Origin of the sequence: Bradyrhizobium paxllaeri (genome assembly GCF_001693515.2) — a bacterium.
Lineage (GTDB): Bacteria > Pseudomonadota > Alphaproteobacteria > Rhizobiales > Xanthobacteraceae > Bradyrhizobium > Bradyrhizobium paxllaeri.
The window spans coordinates 5,504,258-5,521,117 of the sequence record NZ_CP042968.1; the positions used below are offsets into that span (position 1 = coordinate 5,504,258).

The 16,860-nt window shown below is 59.7% G+C and carries 15 protein-coding genes and 1 pseudogene; all 16 read right to left on the reverse strand.

The window, feature by feature from the left end; translation table 11 throughout:
• Positions 1-50: 50 nt before the first annotated feature.
• The 16 genes and pseudogenes from hypE to LMTR21_RS41175 all read right to left on the reverse strand — a co-directional run bounded on the left by hypE (position 51) and on the right by LMTR21_RS41175 (position 15,359).
• The gene (hypE, locus tag LMTR21_RS26225; RefSeq protein ID WP_065754127.1) at positions 51-1,097 is read right to left on the reverse strand and encodes a hydrogenase expression/formation protein HypE; all 1,047 of its coding nucleotides are present in this window, start codon (positions 1,095-1,097) and stop codon (positions 51-53) included.
• 10 nt (positions 1,098-1,107) lie between these two features.
• Positions 1,108-2,235 (reverse strand): hydrogenase formation protein HypD, encoded by a 1,128-nt coding sequence (gene hypD / locus LMTR21_RS26230; RefSeq protein ID WP_065754128.1) that lies wholly within the window; start codon positions 2,233-2,235, stop codon positions 1,108-1,110.
• The gene (locus LMTR21_RS26235) at positions 2,232-2,468 is read right to left on the reverse strand and encodes a HypC/HybG/HupF family hydrogenase formation chaperone (protein ID WP_065754129.1); all 237 of its coding nucleotides are present in this window, start codon (positions 2,466-2,468) and stop codon (positions 2,232-2,234) included. The genes hypD and LMTR21_RS26235 overlap by 4 nt, the downstream gene beginning before the upstream one ends.
• A gap of 1 nt (position 2,469) precedes the next feature.
• The gene (hypF, locus tag LMTR21_RS26240) at positions 2,470-4,737 is read right to left on the reverse strand and encodes a carbamoyltransferase HypF (RefSeq protein WP_065754130.1); all 2,268 of its coding nucleotides are present in this window, start codon (positions 4,735-4,737) and stop codon (positions 2,470-2,472) included.
• On the reverse strand, positions 4,734-5,693 hold the full coding sequence (gene hypB / locus LMTR21_RS26245; protein ID WP_065754131.1) for a hydrogenase nickel incorporation protein HypB: 960 nt from the start codon (positions 5,691-5,693) through the stop codon (positions 4,734-4,736). The genes hypF and hypB overlap by 4 nt, the downstream gene beginning before the upstream one ends.
• On the reverse strand, positions 5,693-6,034 hold the full coding sequence (hypA, locus tag LMTR21_RS26250) for a hydrogenase maturation nickel metallochaperone HypA (RefSeq protein WP_065754132.1): 342 nt from the start codon (positions 6,032-6,034) through the stop codon (positions 5,693-5,695). Before hypA ends, hypB begins: the two co-directional genes overlap by 1 nt.
• Positions 6,027-7,121, reverse strand: a complete 1,095-nt coding sequence (locus LMTR21_RS26255; protein WP_065754133.1) for a nickel-dependent hydrogenase large subunit — start codon at positions 7,119-7,121, stop codon at positions 6,027-6,029. Before LMTR21_RS26255 ends, hypA begins: the two co-directional genes overlap by 8 nt.
• Positions 7,118-7,648 (reverse strand): [NiFe]-hydrogenase assembly chaperone HybE, encoded by a 531-nt coding sequence (gene hybE / locus LMTR21_RS26260; RefSeq protein WP_065754134.1) that lies wholly within the window; start codon positions 7,646-7,648, stop codon positions 7,118-7,120. The genes LMTR21_RS26255 and hybE overlap by 4 nt, the downstream gene beginning before the upstream one ends.
• A pseudogene (locus LMTR21_RS26265) lies at positions 7,638-7,852 on the reverse strand (rubredoxin). The gene hybE and the pseudogene LMTR21_RS26265 overlap by 11 nt, the downstream one beginning before the upstream one ends.
• Positions 7,849-8,721, reverse strand: a complete 873-nt coding sequence (locus LMTR21_RS26270) for a hydrogenase expression/formation protein (protein ID WP_065754135.1) — start codon at positions 8,719-8,721, stop codon at positions 7,849-7,851. The pseudogene LMTR21_RS26265 and the gene LMTR21_RS26270 overlap by 4 nt, the downstream one beginning before the upstream one ends.
• Positions 8,722-9,132: 411 nt before the next feature.
• On the reverse strand, positions 9,133-9,423 hold the full coding sequence (locus LMTR21_RS26275; RefSeq protein WP_065754136.1) for a HypC/HybG/HupF family hydrogenase formation chaperone: 291 nt from the start codon (positions 9,421-9,423) through the stop codon (positions 9,133-9,135).
• A gap of 16 nt (positions 9,424-9,439) precedes the next feature.
• Positions 9,440-10,030 carry a HyaD/HybD family hydrogenase maturation endopeptidase gene (locus LMTR21_RS26280; RefSeq protein ID WP_065754157.1) on the reverse strand — a complete coding sequence of 197 codons (591 nt, stop codon included), beginning with the start codon at positions 10,028-10,030 and terminating at the stop codon, positions 9,440-9,442.
• Between the two features lie 6 nt (positions 10,031-10,036).
• Positions 10,037-10,765, reverse strand: a complete 729-nt coding sequence (cybH, locus tag LMTR21_RS26285) for a Ni/Fe-hydrogenase, b-type cytochrome subunit (protein ID WP_065754137.1) — start codon at positions 10,763-10,765, stop codon at positions 10,037-10,039.
• 11 nt (positions 10,766-10,776) lie between these two features.
• Positions 10,777-12,567: a nickel-dependent hydrogenase large subunit gene (locus LMTR21_RS26290; protein WP_065754138.1), complete on the reverse strand. Its 1,791-nt coding sequence runs from the start codon at positions 12,565-12,567 to the stop codon at positions 10,777-10,779.
• Positions 12,568-12,589: 22 nt separating this feature from the next.
• Complete coding sequence (locus tag LMTR21_RS26295; protein WP_065754139.1) at positions 12,590-13,681, reverse strand: hydrogenase small subunit; 1,092 nt, start codon at positions 13,679-13,681, stop codon at positions 12,590-12,592.
• Positions 13,682-14,831: 1,150 nt separating this feature from the next.
• Entirely contained in the window at positions 14,832-15,359 is a 528-nt protein-coding gene (locus LMTR21_RS41175; protein ID WP_246174252.1) for a hypothetical protein, read from the reverse strand.
• Positions 15,360-16,860 lie beyond the last annotated feature (1,501 nt).

Genomic DNA, 16,860 nt, shown 5'->3' on the forward strand with positions numbered 1-16,860 from the left:
CGGGCGATCTCCTCAAGGCAACAACGAAATGGCAGAAGTTGCAATTGTGCTCAACAGATCCGCGGCAATTGTTCTCCCCACAGCCAATCGACAATTCGCCCGCCACCAAAGCTGGTTGACAGCTGCACAAACTGATGATTGTCGGTAACGGCCTCGCCGATATCAGCCGCATCGCGCCCGAGCGGATGCGCCCTCATAGCTGCAAGCACAGCATCGGCCATGTCAGGCGCCACGATGGCAACGAGCTTGCCCTCGTTGGCGACATATAGCGGATCAAGCCCAAGGAGTTCGCAGGCGGCGGCAACCGCCGGCTTCACCGGAATGGCCTCTTCCTGCAGACGGAACCCGAGGCCCGACTGATGCGCAATCTCGTTGAGTAGCGCCGCAAGACCGCCGCGCGTGGGGTCGCGCATCACCCGGATGCTGCTGCCGCCGGCCGCAACCATTAGACTTACGAGATCATGTAGCGCTGCGGAATCCGAGGCGATCTCGGTCTCGAAAGCGAGATTCTGGCGCCTCGACATGATCGCCGCACCATGGTCGCCGAGACTGCCGGAGACCAGCACGCGGTCTCCGACCCTTATCTTCTCGGCGGAGAGATCGAGCCCATCGGCCAAAGCCCCGACCCCTGTCATCGAGACGAACACTCCGTCCGCCTTCCCACGCTCGACGACCTTGGTGTCACCCGTGATGATGTAAACGCCGGCTGCGCGCGCGGCCTCGCCCATCGAATCCGCAATCGTCTTCAGATCCGAGAAGCGGAAGCCCTCCTCGATGATGAAACTTGCCGACAGATAGAGCGGACGCGCGCCGCCCATCGCGACATCATTGACCGTGCCGTGGACCGCGAGCGATCCGATGTTGCCGCCGGGAAAGAACAGCGGCGAAACGACATAGCTGTCGGTCGTCATCACCATCCTGCCGGCGTCAACATCGAAGGCCGCCTGATCGTTGCCGCGGGCGAGCCATTCATTGCCGAAGGCTTCGTGAAACAGGCCGGAGATCAGCTGCGCCATCGCGCGCCCTCCGGCGCCGTGGGACAGGTCGACCCGCCCGTTCTTGATATCGATCTTGCGTTGATAGGCCCTTGCTCTCATCACGCCCGCCTCAATTGATGATGCGAAACCGTCCATACGTCCAATGCGCGGCACAGGCGCCTTCCGATGAAACCATGCAGGATCCTATCGGAGTTTCCGGCGTGCAGACGGTTCCGAACAGCTTGCAGTCGACCGGCCCCTTCAGGCCGCGCAGGATGGCCCCGCACTCGCACGTCGGATTGTCGGCAACACGTACTTCGTGCATCGCGAAACGCATCTCCGCATCGAATTGAGCGTAAGCCTGTTTTAGCTTCAGTCCGCTATGGGGTACGAGCCCGAGCCCGCGCCATTCGAACTGGTCACGCACTTCGAAGATATCCGATACCTTTTCCTTGGCGCGTCGATTGCCTTTCCGCGTCACGGCACGGCTGTATTGGTTCTCCACCTCATATCGGCTTTCGTTCACCTGCCGCACCAGCATCAGAATCGCCTGCATCATGTCGAGCGGTTCGAATCCCCCGATCACGATCGGCTTGCCGAATTTTTCTGCGAGGACCTCGTAAGGCTTCGTGCCAATGATGGTGCTGACATGCGCAGGTCCAAGGAAGCCATCAACTTCAATCCGCCCGCCATTATGGATATCCTGACCCTCGAGAATGCTATGCATCGCGGCGGGAGTTAGCACGTGATTGCAGAACACACTAACATTCTTCAGCCACTTCTTCTCGGCAAGCCGGATCATCACCGCTGTCGGCGGCGTCGTGGTCTCAAATCCAATGGCAAAAAAGACCACCTCCCGATTCGGCGCCTGTTCGGCGATCAGGATTGCATCGAGGGTCGAGTAGACCATCCGTATGTCGGCGCCGAACGCCTTGGCGCTCAGCAGGGATTTTCCCTGCGAGCCTGGCACGCGCATCAAGTCGCCATAAATACAGAGAGTGACCTGCGGCAGCTCGGCGAGCCTGATCGCCATGTCGATCCGGCTGGCTGGGAGAACACAGACGGGACAACCGGGCCCGTGGATCATGCGAACATTCGCAGGAAGTATATCCTCCAGACCATAGCGGAAAATCGCGTGCGTGTGTCCGCCGCAGAATTCCATGAACCGATAGTCCCTTTGCGACTTGGCTTCGGCGCCAATCGCACGCGCGAGCCCCTGCGCGATGGTTTTGTCGCGAAATTCGTCGGCATATTTCATGGCTGGAGCCCATGCCCGACGCTGCCTAGCTCGTGTAGGAGCTGGAGCGTGTGCTCGGCCTCCGCCGGGTCGATTCTAGCCAGGGCGTAGCCGACATGGACAAGGACGTAGTCCCCGACCGCGAGATCGTCGATGAGCGCAATCGATATCTCCTTCCTGATGCTGTCGATGGATACGATGGCAAGGTCGTCGGGAAGAATCTTCGTGACCTCAGCTGGTACCGAGAGACACATATCAGGCTATTCCTTCCAGGACTGACGGTCGTTCTGCAATCTGCAGAGCGGCGATCCAGGCTTGTCCGAGGCTCAGGCTACCGTCATTGGGCGGAACCTGCCGCGGCAGCAGCGGAGTGAGGCCGGCCGCAATGCAACCCCGTTGGATTTCTTCCGCGAGTACCGCGTTCAGGAAGCAGCCGCCGCTCAGAACGACGGTGGCAACGCCAGTTGTCCGCGCCGCGCGCGCGACCCAATCAACGCAGGCAGCGGCGAACGTGCCATGAAACAGCCCGGCTCCCTCCGTGGCGCCGACGTTGTCTGCAATCAAGCGCGCAAACAGCGGGCGAAAGGACAGCACGTGGCCATCGATCATCCAGCCCGCTTCAAGCACCGCAGTCCGCCGCACATGCGCCTCTAGCTTCATCGCGGCTTCGCCCTCATAGCTCTGCAAAGCCGCGATCCCCAGCAGCGCCGCTGCTGCGTCGAACAGCCGGCCCGCGCTGGTCGTAGTCGTCACGCTGGGTGGATCGAGCAATGACGGCAGACGCTCGGCCTGCGACTGTGCTGCAAAACGCAGCCCGATTTCGTTTTTCCGCCCCAGCAAGTGAAATATTGCGCTCGCCATGCGCCAAGGCTCGCGGGCTGCGCGATCTCCGCCAGGCATTTGCAAGGGCGCGAGATGCCCGATCCTTCGAAACCCGGCACCTTCGCACAACAATAGCTCGCCACCCCAGTTGCCGCCGTCGGAGCCATAACCATAGCCGTCGAGGAGAAGGGCGAGCGTAGGCCGCCCAAGGCCATGCTCTGCGATGACGGCGGCAGCGTGCGCGTGGTGATGCTGGACAGCGACCAGCGCGCGGCCGCTTGCTTCCGCAAATCGGGTGGTCGCCATGTTGGGATGCAGATCATGGGCAATGACGACAGGATCGATGTCGAGGGTCGATGTGAGGTGCCGGATCGTCTCCTCAAAGAAGCGGATGCCTTCAGCCGTATCGAGATCGCCGATGTGCTGGGAGACGAACGCCTCACTGCCCCGTGTAACCGTGATGGTCGATTTCAACGCGCCGCCTACGGCGAGCACGGGCGGCACAGACCTCGCAAGCCGGATCGGTTCGGGAACATAGCCGCGGGCGCGACGAATGAATTGACGCCGCCCCGCCACCACCGCCACCACGGAATCATCGGCGCGCGTCAGAATATCACGATCATGGGTCACAATAAGATCGGCGATGCCCGCGAGCCGCCACAGCGCCTCCGCGTTGTCGATCGGGAGCGGTTCGCCGCCGGGATTAGCACTGGTGCTGACAATGACCGGACCTTGACCCCCATCCCATGCACCTGTCGAACGAAGCGCATGGAAGATGAGGTGATGCAACGGGGCCACCGGCAGCATGATGCCAACGCGCGACAGGCCGGGGGCTATCGCCGGCGCCAGATTGTTGCGCGACAGCAGGAGAACGATCGGGCGGGCGATGGATTCGAGCAGTGGGAGCTCGGCGGCATTCGCCTCCGCAATCTCGCTGACCTGCTCTACGGAACCAACCATGACCGCGAACGGCTTCTGGTCGCGCTGCTTCTTCTTGCGCAAACGCTGCACGGCGTCATGGTTGCGAGCGTCGCAAAGCAACTGGTACCCGCCCACTCCCTTTATCGCGACGATTTGGCCGCCGTCGATCGCCGCGGCAATATCGTTGATCCCATGACTGAGCCGAGGACCGCATGTCGGACAGGCAATCGCTTCCGCATGAAACCTGCGGCTCGCCGGATCGGCATATTCGCCCGCGCAGGCGGCACACATCGCAAACTCCCTCATCGCAGTGTTACGGCGATCGTAGGGAAGCCGTTTGGCGATGGTATAGCGAGGGCCGCAATGAGAGCAGTTGATGAAGGGATAGAGGTAATATCGGCTGTTCGGGTCGAACAACTCATCAAGACATTCCTGGCATGTTGCGGTATCGGCGAGGATTCGGGTCGACACCCTCCCGTGTTCGCTGGCGCGGATCGAAAAGTCTTTCGCCGCAAGCGCACCAATCTCCTGAACGGAGATGTGGTCGATCCGCGCCAATGGAGGCCTTTCGCGTGGCAGAGCGGCGACAAACTCGCACGTACGGTCGCCCTCAACCTCGATGATCACGCCATCGGGATCGTTGGCGACGAACCCGGTCAACCCATAGCGGGTAGCGAGACCATATACATAAGGACGAAAGCCGACACCCTGCACGGCGCCACTGATGCGCACCCGCAGCCGCGTTTCACCGCGGATGATGGCGTCGCTGCTCGCGCTCATCGCGATGCGTCCTCGACGGGACGCCTCTGATGCGCAGCCTGTTTCCGGATCCAAGCGTAGAGCCCGACAAAGCCCACGCCCGTACGCGCCGAAACCGTCAGCACCTCAATGCTCGGATTGACGCGTCTCGCATATTCGATGGTTTGGGCTAAATCGAAGTCGATCACCGGCGCCAGATCAATCTTGTTGATCAGCATCAGCGACGATGCGGCGAACATATCCGGATATTTGAGCGGCTTGTCTTCACCATCGGCGGCCGAGAACACCACGATCTTACAGGCCTCGCCGAGATCGAACGCCGCGGGACACACTAGATTCCCGACATTCTCGATGAAGAGAATACCGCCCTTGAGCGGCGGCAAGCGGCGATAAGCCTCGCCGACCATCGCAGCATCGAGATGGCAGCCCTTGCCGGTATTGATCTGGATTGCGGGCACGCCGGTTGCGCGAATGCGATCGGCATCGTTCGAGGTCTGCTGGTCGCCCTCGATGACACCAACCGGGCGGCTACCCTTGAGCTCGGAGACGGCGCGGACGAGCAGCGAGGTTTTGCCCGCGCCCGGACCGGAAACAAGGTTGAACACGATCAGGTCATCGGCCAGGAAGCGCGCGCGGTTGTCGGCGGCGATCCTATTGTTCTTGCCGAGGATGTCGCGCTCGATCTGAATGGCTCGCTCGCCGCTTATACCCGCGGTCTTCAAGCCGGCCGGGTCGGCGCCGCAATCCACAAGCGCCCCTCCGCGCTGAGCATGCTGATCGCTATGATCATGATGGTGATCATGGCCGTGGTAATGGTTGTGAGAATCATGCACCTTTTCACCGCCGTGCATATGATCATGGTGGTGACCGTAGTGACCATGCGCACGATCATGGTGATCGCCCTGGGTTTGCGCACCTTGGGCGTCGGCGCGTTCGATGGAGGGCGTTCCTTTGCTACAGCCACATACGTTACACATTAGTCGACCTCCAGCTCTTTGACCCGCATCTCTTCGCCCGCGGTCACCTGTAGCTGAAAGCTGCCGCAGCAGGGACACGGCTCATAGCGTTGCGCAATCTCAACGCTCCTCGAACAGGCCATGCACCAGGCGACACCAGGCAATTCGACGACCTCAATAACCGCGCCATGGGCGATGGTCCGCGCGGCAACGGCCGCAAAGCAGAACTTCATCGCTTCGGGAGCGACATGGCTCAGCGCCCCGATCTCCAGACACACGGTCTTCACCCTGGAAAACGATCGTCGGCGCGCCTCCTCCTCGACGATCTCGACGATACCCTCACAAAGCGCCATTTCATGCATCGCCAATTTCGCGAAAATTCAGAGTGAACCCAACGCAAGGGTCAAAGGATCCGACCATCGCGCGAACGGCACCCCGTGACTGTGGTTTCGCGGCCAGCACCACGCCTTGCAGGCTGCGGACAAGCGGTCCGCGCGCGTGGAAATTCCACTCCGTCGGGGCAAGAAATTCGAAGCGCGACAGCTGTCCCTGACGATCAAGCTCAACCGCGTGATAGAGACGTCCCCTGGCGCATTCGACCGCGGCCGCACCATGGCCCTGCCCCAGCCTGTAGCTTTCGATGATCCCATCCTCCGCTGTTTCAACATGAGCACCGTGGCGGAGCCAAGCGTGCAGCCGCACGATTTCCGCAATCCTCGCCTTTAGCCGATCGGCCGGCCCCGACCGGCCTAGCGTGAGCTGATCACGCATCATTTGGCGTGCCCACGCACCCGTTTCGGGAATGCGGCCCTCAAGGTCGGGACAACGGCAAAATCCTGCATCATCCACGAGCCGTTCAATGACGTCGCGGTCGTCGGCAACCGACAAAAACGAGTGCTGCATCGGCGTTGGGTTCAACGCGTCTTCCTCGAGAGCCGCAACGCGAAGCGCTAGTGGGGTACCGAGCCTCGGCGCTCCGTCTTCGTTCGTTATGCCAAGCGCTGTCAGCGCAATCGCAACCCGCGCCATTGCCTCGCGTCGAACCTGGCCGCAGCTGGGCTCTGCACTGCTGAGAAGTGCCGATACCCCCTCCATCAGGGCCCGGATCGCTGCGGCGCTCGTGGTATCCAGCGCGAAATGCCCGACAAACAGGCCCCGCAGCAATTCCGCCAGCCGCTCGGCAACGACCATGGCGATACGATGCTGGCGCGTCGCAAGGCTGATGTTTTCGTCGCGCGCCGCCTCGATCGCGGACAGGAATGCCACCTGGTGCGCGGCGGCACACAACGAGAAGATTCGCGGCAGCACGTCGAGCAACGAAACGGCCCGCTTGCCGGCGAACAGCCGCCCTAATGGCGGCCGGACGCGCGGCAGAATCTCGACCGCGGCAATTGCGTCGCCAGCAAGCGATATGGTAACATCGATCTGGTTGCGGACGGCGAGGCTCATGCGCGCCGCTCCGTCAGTACAATGCGTAAGAAATGCCGGCGGTCGATCGAACCAGGTCGCGCATCGGGCCCATGTAACGCCGCGCGGTTGGCCGGCGACATCAGCGCCGCGAGCGCTGCTTCGGCGGTGGCGCGCGCGGACGTCATGTGCTCGAACTCAAACATCGGCGAGAACAGTGAGTAGCTCGCGATCAAGCCCACGGGCGCCAGCTCACCGACGGTGAATTCGATCTGGCCGGCCGGAAATCGCAAGCGCAGGTTCGATCCCGGGCTCGGAGAGGATTGGGAAGCGCCGTCGCGAATGGGTGTGACCACGTTCATGAACCAGGGCGTGACCATCATGCCGACGACCCTGCCCTCGCGCGCGCGAAAGCCGATCGCTTCGATGCTCAAGACCTCGTTGAAGATCGGCAGGTGGCGCATGGTACGATCGGCGATATCCCGATAGGCTGCCGCGAGCCTCTCGCCCCACGCCGACGCATCAGCGTGCAAGCTCCTGCAGGAACGCTGTTCGCAGTCAGGCGTCATCTTCAATCACCATGAACTTCGTTTTGGGCGCATCGCAGTTTGGACAACGCCAATTTTCGGTAACCCGGCGAAAGGCGTTCCCGCTGCAATTTGCGTTGCCTCATCCCTCTCAGCCGGGTCGTAGACGATCCAACAGATGCCGCACTCCATGCGCGCGCCGTTTGCGATATCCTTCCGGACGCCAAAATTCTCGAAGCTCGTCATTCGAAGTAAGCTTTGATGATTTCTTGCAGGCGTTCGGCGGAAACCCAGAAATCTTCCTCGGCGGCCAACGCAGCCATTGGCACGCCGCCGACTTCCAGCGTATCCAGAATGATGCTGTCCACGGCATTGAAGAACTGCACCGACCAGACGTTCCGGATGCCCGTCGCAAGCACTCGGCAAGTCCCATAGCCGCGCGAGATGAGCTGGATCGGACCGTTGCCGACGCTTTGCTGCAAAAACGCCAGGTCGACCGGGTTCATCGGCAGCAGGGTGAAGTTGATGATCTGCGAGCGCATGCCCGGCTGCCAGGCCATTGCCCGCTCACGGATTTCTGCGAGTACCGGCAGCACGTTCATCGCGCCGTCCGGTGCCGCGCCGATCAGAAGATCGCTCGACGTCAGGTCGGTTGCGGCGCGCCGCACGATTTCCGGGATCGCACCGACCTCGACATATTCGTGTGCCGCGTCGGTCTCGATGCGCACGCGCCAGATTCCCGCAAGTACCGATTCCTGGATTTGCGCCACGCGGCCACTCGGCAAAGCAACAACGCCGGAGAGCTCGCCCTCCCCGAGCACTTCGGCAATCAGCCTGCGCTCCAGATCGTTGAGATTTCCGATCCTGAACAGCTGCGTCGGCACATCGCTCTTCTGGCGAGCAACGGCGGCCGCGACCGAATACAACAGCGCGATGGCAGTCGGACAGTTCCTTGCCAGCTCGATGCCATTGAGCGCAGTGGGGTCCGCGAGCGCCCTCGCAGCCCCTAGCCCGCTATGGGCTGCGTCGAGACTTTCCGCGGCGATGGGAAACACGCTCATCGGCTGCTCGCATTTTCTCGGCGCTATCGGACGCGACCCGGAAACCTGCTTCATGATACGACGTCCCGTTTGTGTGCGGGGCTGGTGCTTATTTCCACGATGCGTCATTGGCGCGGGCGATCAATGAGCTTCGAAATGCGGTCGATAGAGATCTCCCGGATCTTGGCGATCATGCCGAGTGTCTCGCGCTTGCGGGACGCTTGCGGTTCCCACCTCGAACAGACGGAGCCGCGTCAGATCATGTTTCCCGGATTGAAAGTCCATTAGCCGCCTCTTTGATAGTCCATGGTTCTGCTGGGTCAGGTGTAGCAAGGGACGTGCCAATCGTTGCTCTTTCGCGATTGCATTCCCGCTCGTATCAGCACCCGGTCGAGATATTCCTCGTGAAGCTTGTTTCGGCTTCAAATTTGGTTTCCGCTGATATGGGCAAAGATGGGCAGGCAGTGACCGGGAGGCGGCGCCGGGCTAGCGCAGGTATTCGGGCAATTGCGGCTCTTGACCGATCAAGTCCGCAAAGAAACGATCACAATCGTGGCCATTGAGGGCCGCATCACGGCCCTCAAGAGCGTCCGCGATCAGCCGCGCTTCGTCGTCATCCAAGAGCCGCACCGCGGTATCGATATGGACAAGCACCTTGGCACCGAGAGGTGGCTCGGCGAGCAGCATGACTGAGACGCGCCGCTGTTCATCGCCATATTCGCAAAGCGCCGACGTGCCGTCGGTCTCAATAATCGTCATTGGCAAGCCAAGGCACATGGTAATCCGCGAGCCGCTAGATCGGCCGCGCCCTCCTCTCATAATTTGTATGGTCGATAGCGTTCGCGAGCAGATGCTCCGAGTGCGGTAGCGGCACCGTCCGCAGTTTTGCCGGAGAACCCCACTGCGCCAGCAGTTCGCACGCCAGTTCGATCGCAGGCGCAATCTGTGTGCGCACCGGAGCCGTCAGCGGCCCGCCCCAATCCTCCAGATCAAGTGGCTGACAGCCGATTAGAGCGAGCTGTCGCGGGCAGTGGCCAAGCAGGTCAGCCGCACTTAAGACCTCCTGGAAGCCGGTCTGATGCAGGCTCACCTTCTTGACGCCGGTGAATTTCGGCACCTCCTCGTCTCGCACGAGCTTCAAGTGCCCGGGCGCGAGTCCATAGTCGATGGCATCGAACGCGATCAGGCAATCGGCCTTTTCGAGAAAGTTGACGAGGTAGAGCCCCTGCGTGCCGCCATCGAGCATGGTGACATTGCTAGAGACGGCGTAGCGGCGGTGGAACTGCTCCACCACGCGCACGCCGAACCCATCATCGGCCCACAGGATATTGCCGATGCCGAGCACCAGGATCCGTTTTGTGTTCTCCGGAGTTGGCAGCTGCATCGTCAATCAATCGCGGAATTCTCGCTCGCCGAAAATGATCGACGAGACGATGCTCTGGCGCGACACGATATCTTCACGAACCGCTGTATAGATGTGAATGAGCGCAAACGTCACGATCATCCACAGGCCGAGATGATGCCAGGTGTGGACGTCCTGGCTGTTCGGCCTAATCGAAAACACCCAGCCGAACAGCCCGTACTGCCAGCTGTCGTTGCCGGTGCCCTGCGCGTACAGTGCAAAGCCGGTGACGATCATGAACGCGGTCGCCAGCGTAAACATGAAGAACATCGCAAGCTGGGCCAGCGGATTGTGCGCGACGTATTTCTTTGGCTCGGTCGCAACGAAAGCGTACCAGCGAATCTCGTGCCACACCTCGCGCCAATAGCTCTTGCGCCAAAGCGGCACGTAGAAAATCTGCTTAGCATGGGGGTTGCCCACGAACGCCCAGTAAATGCGCAAGAGGAAGCCGAGCGTGAGCACATAGCCTGCGATGAAATGCACAAAACGGATATAGCCGAACAGAAAATTGTCGCCTGTCTCTCCGGGAATGGTCGGTATCCCATTGCCGATGAAATAACCGCTGAGGCCCAACACCAGGATTGCCGCGGCGTTGATCCAATGCCACAGCCGCACGGGCGCTTCGTACACGTAGACGACGCCACGCTCGCTGCTGGCGGAGCGTACCGGGTCAACCGCGACCGTGGCAGTTAGCGCTTGCGGAGATTTGTCCAACAATGCCGCCTCCCCTAGCGGACCTTGACCGTTGCCATTTCCTGGCCATCCGGCCCCATCACATGTGTCGAGCAGGCCAGGCATGGATCAAACGAATGGATCGTGCGCAGGATTTCCAGCGGCTTCTCCGGATCAGCGATCGGCGTATCCATCAGCGAGGCCTCAAATGCACCGATATTGCCATCTGGATCACGCGGCGAGCCGTTCCATGTCGTCGGCACGACGCATTGGTAGTTGTCGATCTTGGACTCCTTGATCTTGATCCAGTGCCCGAGCGCACCACGCGGCGCCTCGGTGAAACCGTAGCCCTTGGCTTCCTTCGGCCAGCTCTCCGGCTTCCATTTATCGATGTTGGCGGTAGTGGTGTCACCAGCTTTGATATTCGCCATAAGCTTATCCTGGAAATAGCGCATCTGGTGCGCGGCCCATTGGCATTCGAGCGCACGTGCCGCAGTGCGGCCGAGCGTCGAGAAGAGTGCAGCGAAGGGAAGATCGAGTGTCTTCAGCAGCTTCTCGGTTGGCTCCTTGAACTCCTCTTTGCCTTGTGCGTGACCTATGAGGTATCGCGCCAGCGGTCCCACCTCGACGGCGTTGCCGCGCCAGCGAGGCGCCTTGATCCAGGAATATTTGCCGCCTTCGTCGAGCTCCTTGATGTCGGTCCTGGTGCCCTTAACGTTGGGTCCGAGCCGGAAATTCGGCTCGGTTATACCATCCCAGGGATGCAGCCCCCTGGTTTCATCGGGGTACTTGTACCAGGAATGAGCGACGAACTCCTGGATCTGCTCGGGATCGCCGTGATCGATCGGCAGAACTTCGCTGAAATTGCCATTGAGGATCACGCCGCGCGGCTGCTTGAGGTTTTTCGCGGAATAATCATTCGCGTTCTCGGGAATGTCGCCATAGGACATTAGGCTCTTACCCGAGAGACCGCGGCCATACAGCCAGTCCTTGTAGAAGGAGCCAATCACGGCAATGTCGGGCAGATAAACCTGCTCGACGAATTCGATCGAACGGCCAATGATCGAGGATACCAGGTTTAGCCGCTCCATATTTATGGCACCCACTGCACCGGTACCATCGACATTGATGGCGCAGGCCACGCCACCGACCAGCCAATTCGGATGCGGGTTCTTGCCGCCATAGATGGCGTGGATCTTGACGACGTCCTTCTGGAAGTCGAGCGCTTCCAGATAATGCGCCAAGGCCATCAGGTTCGCTTCCGGCGGAAGCTTGTAGGCCGGATGCCCCCAATAGGCGTTCTTAAACGGGCCGAGCTGCCCTGATTCAACGAACTTGGTCAGCCTGATCTGCAGATGCTTGAAATAGCCTGGCGATGATAGCGGCCAGGGGGAGACCGACTGCGCCAACGCAGAGGTCGCCTTGGGATCGGCCTTGAGGGCGGAAATCACATCGACCCAATCCAGCGAGTGCAGGTGATAGAAGTGCACAAGATGATCGTGCACCTGCAAGCAGAGCTGCATGATATTGCGGATCGAATTAGCATTCTCGGGAATGATGATACCCAGCGCGTTCTCCACCGCGCGCACCGAGGTGAGCGCATGCGTGCCGGTGCAGACGCCGCAAATCCGCTCGGTGAACGCCCAGGCGTCGCGAGGATCGCGTCCACGCAAGATCGTCTCGATGCCGCGCCACATAGTTCCGGATGAGACCGCGTTGCAGATCACATTGTCGGAATCGAGATTGACCTCGACGCGGAGGTGGCCTTCGACCCGGGTCAGCGGATCGACGACAATGCGTTTGCTGGAATTGTCGAGCTTGAACCCATTCGGTGTCTGGGCGCCCATCGTTGTCCTTCCCTGAATCCGATTATTTTTCCTGAGCTACGCGGCCCCGTTTACGGGTCAGCCGCTTCGCAGCTGTGATCGCCGCGTGCGCGGCAACGGCTAGGCCGACCGCGCCAGCAGCGGCCATGCCAATTTGGTCGGCGTTGGCCTCGATGCCGAATTGCTTGATGGTCGTCAGCCGATCGTAAAATGAGCCCTTGTCCCAAAAGCCATCTTCGGAGCAGCCTAAGCAGCCGTGGCCGGATTGGATCGGGAAGGAAACGCCGTCGTTCCACCGAACGGCCGAGCAGGCGTTATAGGTGGTCGGCCCCTTGCAGCCCATCTTGTAGAGGCAATAGCCCTGGCGCGCGGACTCGTCGTCCCACTCCTCGACAAACTGGCCGGCGTCGAAATGGGGACGCCGATAGCACTTGTCGTGGATCCGCTGGGAATAGAACATCTTTGGACGCCCTTGGCGGTCGAGCTCGGGAAGCTTTCCGAACGTGGTGATGAAGGTCACCAAGGCGGTCATGACCTCTGCGATGGGCGGGCAGCCAGGAACCTTGATGATCGGTTTGTTCGTGATCACTTTATCGATCGGCGTCGCCTGAGTCGGGTTGGGCTTGGCTGCCTGCACGCAACCCCAAGACGCACAAGTACCCCAAGCAATGATCGCCATGGAATCTTCCGCCATCGCCCTGAGCTTTTCGACGAACGGCTTGCCGCCATCAATGCAAAACATGCCGCCTTCGTTCAGCGGCGGATTGCCTTCAACGGCAAGCACATACTGGCCCTTGTACTTGGCGCGGGTCTCCTCGAGGATAGCTTCGGCCTGATGCCCTGCCGCCGCCATGATTGGGGCGTCATAATCCAGCGAGATCATCGATAGCACCACGTCTTTGAACAGCGGATGGGCCGAGCGGATAAAGCTTTCCGAACAGCAGGTGCATTCGAGCCCGTGAATCCAGATCACGGGCACACGCGGCTTTGTCTCCAGCGCGTTGGCAATCTGGGTTGCCGCGAGCGGACCGAGCCCGAGGCTCGTTGCCGTCAAACTGCAGAATTTGTGGAAACTGCGACGCGTGATACCCTGACGTCTGATGACGCCGTAAAACGTTTCCGTTGCCTCACCCATAAACCTCTTCCAAGCTGTTATCGACGGCTTACTGACGCTCTGATAGCAAGAAGCAGGCCAACACCACCTGAAACACTTGAGAGATGCCAACCGGTTTCCAGAAAAAGCGCTCAAATTAGTCACGTGGGGCCATGAGAGCTGAGGAAACGGAAACGAACGCACGATGTGCGTTCGCAGCGTCTACATAACCAAGTCGTCGCATGCCGCAATCCGGCGGCTCCACCTTCTTCAGGTTTTCACGAAGCTGGCCTCTCAGGACTAGATTGGATTTCCAGGTTCGCAATCTCGTCAGGTGGCTTATCGCGGCCAGTCAGCCGCTTATCCTAGAAGATCAGCATATCCGTGCAACATCCCTTCGTTGCGGCGAACGTAGCCAGCCGTGCCGTGACGTCTTTGAGCCCCTACTTGGATCTTTGTCGTATCAAGAATTGTCCAAGTGAATGCTAGAGCACCGGCTCGCAACTCCAATTCATTAAGAATCCTTCGACCAGTGTCGGACACCACACGTCTGACACATACCGTCAGATTAGGGACGCGCCGCGGGTTAACAGCCGCTGTGAAAGAACAGCCTCAACACTTTCGGACCCTTCAACTCCGACAATTGGACGCCCCGGTACGACCGTATGTTTTAAGGCAGTAATACGGTGCATCCGGGTAAACTGATCCAGCGCATAAACACAAGACGCGCGTAGCTTTGCGATTCATCACCAAGGCGTTCGATGACGGGCGAAATGGGCGCAGACCGGGGAAAGTCCGCTTCCCCTTCTAGCCAAGTTGGCGTGGGTTCCGCGCTTGCATTGCCCGGTGACAAGCAGCGGAATACCTCGCTAATGCATCCCTGCGGATAGTATTTCGGACAGCCGATATACGTCCCTATAGAATTGCGGCTTCTGTTGGAAGAGATCTTCACCGAACAGTAGCACCGAGACCGCCACTATCCGCGCAGAGAACCGGCCGCTCGGGCCAAGCCTATTCTTGTAAAGGTTTTTTCCATAAAACACAGGAAACTGGCCAAATAGGTCGGGTGACATGTGCTCCAAAAAGCGCGTCAGAACATAATTTGCTGACTCAAGACGCTCTAAGCATACCGCAAGACATTGGCGAGCGTCAGCGTCAGCCGTGTCACGCAATTCAAGTAGAGCATCGATTGCTAGCTGTAGATCGCTCTCGATGAGTTGGTGACCCAAGCAAAAATCTCGCTCTTCGACCCCGGCCGCGCCGAGGCAATATACGCGTGGATCGCTCTGCACCGGGTTTGCAAAATCATATCTTCATACGAGAGGACCTCAATGCTAGGCTTCCGATCACAACTTAATCGGGCCAGCTCCTCTCCTATGGTCAACTCCGCTTCTACGGGATGAAGACCAACAAACGCTGACATCTGATAAGCACAGTTGACGAGATAGTGGATGTCTGTCTTGGCGATCGCGAGCTCGGGCTGCGGCAGATTCAGCAGCTGCACCTCATAGTCGGCCGATGCAATCATCCCGTTAATGCTGCGTCCAAGATCCCTGACCCCTTCGTCTGGCCGTTTACAGCGTTTGATCTCGGCAATGCAGTGCGGGAGCTGATCGGCGACCAAATTGCTGAGAAGCCCAAGCGGGCGCTTTCTCTGCCCGCGATCAATACTATCGGTCAGATGAGAAAATATCTGCGTCCGATAGCTCGGCGCGTTCATGCTTTCGGACTCCCACTAATTTTCGTGTGAGAGAAGCCGCGATGACAGCTGCGGCCGCCGTCACATCACTTTCTTCTTTGGCTCCTTGCTGAGAAGCGCATTTCGATCAGCGAACTGCATTCGTCTCCTGTCACTCGACGCAGGTCAGATCGCACCTTTCGATGCGCCGACGAGGCGCGCGGGATGAGTACAGTTTGTCGAGGACGGATATCGCGGCCAATGCGTCTTCGTGCGTTGCGAAGCCCGACGGCTCAGTACGGCGTCTCCGGTGCTGATTTGGATCAATCGAGTAGGTTTCTTATAACTCCTGCGCCTACGACTGGGAGAGCGGCATGATCGTGTAGGTCCTTCCCAGCAATGGACAATGCCACCAAGCACGTCGTGCGAGCCTTGCTTGAAGAGTGAAAACCATGTGCCTCGCTTGGCGGCGAGGGAATATTTGCACCTCGGCGTCGCTTTTCGAACATGCGCGTCTGCAACCGGACACGTCGAATACGACACCACCGTCGTAGCATCCCTCGATTTCGCAACCGTTTCGATGCGCATGTCGAACTCGCCCTGAACCTGTTAGGCCAGAACTGCATGAAGTGCGCATAACAGCGATAAAGAAGCCGCGCAATACGGCGGTGCCAGGGTTTTGGGCGCTGCCGGGCTCTGGCAGTATTTTCCCAGCTTTCCGGAGCTCCGTGGCAGTTGGCGAATGGTCTTGGGAATAGCATCGCCTCCTAACTTCAGGGGTGTGAGATCAAATGTAAGATCTCTAAGCGGGCGTTCGCCACAGTAAAGAAGCCCGATCCCTCTCGGCGGCCGCATTCGCTGAGTCGGAACCACTGCTTCGAAAGCGTACAACCTGACGCTACGTGCGATTCAAGTCTCACCTGAGGGCCCTCGCACGAATTTGTACGAACTTTCGGCTTACGATCTGCTCTTCGCTCGCTTTTTGTCCAGGAATTGTCGTCTCCTTTGGTAGTTGAACTCTGAGCCGCCGGCGCCCTCAGTTTCGCCACGCGCCTTAACGCAGGCTCCGGAGCTGTTCCGCGAGTGCCGGATGCTTTGAGTTAATCGCAGGTGACTGCAAACGGCTTCACCCCGAGGCGTGAGCGTGGGCTTTGATGCCGATCCGGAAGTCAACTCTTGCGTTTTGTGCACCGCCAACGCATATATGCACCACGGTAGCGCGATGCGCTATCGCAGCCCTCCTTGGGCGTTTCCTCCCTAGACTTGGGCCGCTTGTTCATTACAAGCGGCCTTTTTTCTGGGTCGCCGCTGTGGCGACAACCCCGGCAATTTTTTCGGAAATGGCTTCCGCAGGTGGTTAGGCGACCGCCACGCTCGGAACGAGTTGCTACACTTCGGCGCGAGCGGCCCATCGCCGTCGCATCAACGAGAAGGGGCGAGCGCGGTCATGAGTAACTGGCCTGACACGAGCCAACGCGCCTTCATTGCAGGTCCGCGGCACGGGAAGGTGTTGAGATACGCATTTTTCTCCGGCCGTGATATC